The organism is Rhodococcus sp. P14 (assembly GCF_000256505.1).
Classification (GTDB): domain Bacteria; phylum Actinomycetota; class Actinomycetes; order Mycobacteriales; family Mycobacteriaceae; genus Rhodococcus; species Rhodococcus ruber.
In genome coordinates, this window is the sequence record NZ_AJFC01000384.1 from 1 (window position 1) to 1,579 (window position 1,579).

2 protein-coding genes are annotated in these 1,579 nt (G+C 73.0%); both read right to left on the bottom strand.

All coding sequences use genetic code 11. The features are described 5' to 3' along the window. Positions 1–254, bottom strand: a 254-nt coding sequence (locus tag OEY_RS0126765; RefSeq protein ID WP_010596801.1) for a Rieske 2Fe-2S domain-containing protein, incomplete at its 3' end; no start/stop codon positions are given. A gap of 46 nt (positions 255–300) precedes the next feature. Next, on the bottom strand, positions 301–1,566 hold the full coding sequence (locus tag OEY_RS0126770) for a ZIP family metal transporter (protein WP_010596802.1): 1,266 nt from the start codon (positions 1,564–1,566) through the stop codon (positions 301–303). Positions 1,567–1,579 lie beyond the last annotated feature (13 nt).

Sequence of the window (1,579 nt, forward strand, 5' to 3'; positions counted from 1 at the left end):
ACCTCCGAGACCGTGCAGCCCTGGTGGGTGCACACCGCGGAGAAGGCCCGGAACACCCCGGCTTCGGGTTGGGTGATGACGAGTTGGGTATCGGCAAGGACGATTCCGCCGCCGACGGGCACCTCGGATGCTGTGATCTCGGCGGGTGCACTCTCGTCCTGGCGCGGTTGCGTCGACGAGCATCCGGCGGCGGTGAGACAGCCGGCGGTGCAGGCCGCGGCGAGAACGGTGCGCCGGGACAGGGGCGTGGACACCAACGTTCCTCCAGGTGTGCGGGCGGAGCGGGTCCTCGGGGCGCGGTCAGGCGGGGACGGCCAGACCGGTCAGGTACATCAGGGTCAGACCTGCTCCGATGCCGGCGAGCACGACCGGCGCTGCGGCGGCGCGCCCGGCCCGCAGTGTCGGTGCGATCTGCACGATGACCTGGATGATCGCCCCGGCCCCGACCCCGAGGAGCAGCGCGGAGACGTCGGTGTTGACGACGGTGGCGCCGAGCACCGCCCCGAGGACCGCGGGGGCACCGGCGAGAAGCCCGAGCCCGAGCAGGGCCGGCACCGAGGTGCGCTCGCGGGTCAATGGTGCGACGATCGCCAGTCCCTCGGTGGTGTTGTGCAGGGTGAAGCCGATGACCAGGAAGGCGCCCAGGGCGAGCTCGCCGACCGCGTAGGCGGATCCGATCGCCAGGCCCTCCCCCAGGTTGTGCAGGCCGATGCCGAGCGCGATCATCGCGGCCAGGCGGAGCGCGGAGGCATCGGCGGTGCCGGCGCGCTTGCGTCGGGCGCGCAGGTAGCGGTCCACCCCGGTGAGGGTCAGGAACGACAGCGTCGCCCCCACCCCGACCAGTGCGGGACCGCCGAACGCGCCGCCGGTGGCGGTGGACAGTTCGATGCCCTCGGCGGTGGCGTCGAAGGCGAGGAACGCGAGCAGGCCGACGGTCACGGCGAGGGCGAACTGGACGAGCGCGGGGCGGGCGCGGCGCAGCACGGGCAGCAGCAGCATGCCGAGCAGCACCGGGATGATGCCGACATAGGTGCCCAGCAGCGCCATGAGGCCGAAGAACCGTGGCCCGGGTGTCGGCGTCGGTGCTGCGGCGGGGATTTCGTGCTCGATCGCCAGGCCGGTGGAGGTCAGCAACGACACCAGGTAGGGCTGCCCGGCGATCCACGGGTAGTCGAGGACGATCCGCTCGGAGTCGAAGCGGCCGAGGGCGTCGTCGGCCCCGGTGGCGGCGACGAAGACGTCGTTGACGACCACCTGCGCGACGGTCACCGGGTCGGGTCCGACGTTGCGCAGTGTCAGGATGATGCGTCCCGGCTCGAGGACGGTGCGTTCGACGGCGATGTTCTCGAGGGGTGGGCCGCTGCGTTCGGGCAGGGTCTGCCCGGCGACGAGCGCGAGCAGGGTCAGGGCGGCCAGGATGATCGCGACGACACCGGCGCCGGGAATCCAGCGGCCCCGCCCGCCGGCGGGTGCGGCCGGTTCCGGGGCGGTGCCGGTGTCCCCCGAGTCGGGGCTCTCGATGCGGTCGCCGGTGGCGGCCGGTGTGGGGTGGGGGTTCGGGGTCATTCGGACACCTCGA

Bases quoted from the DNA above. Each gene is read 5' to 3' on its own strand.
- OEY_RS0126770 (WP_010596802.1), bottom strand. From the start codon at position 1,566: ATGACCCCGAACCCCCACCCCACACCGGCCGCCACCGGCGACCGCATC.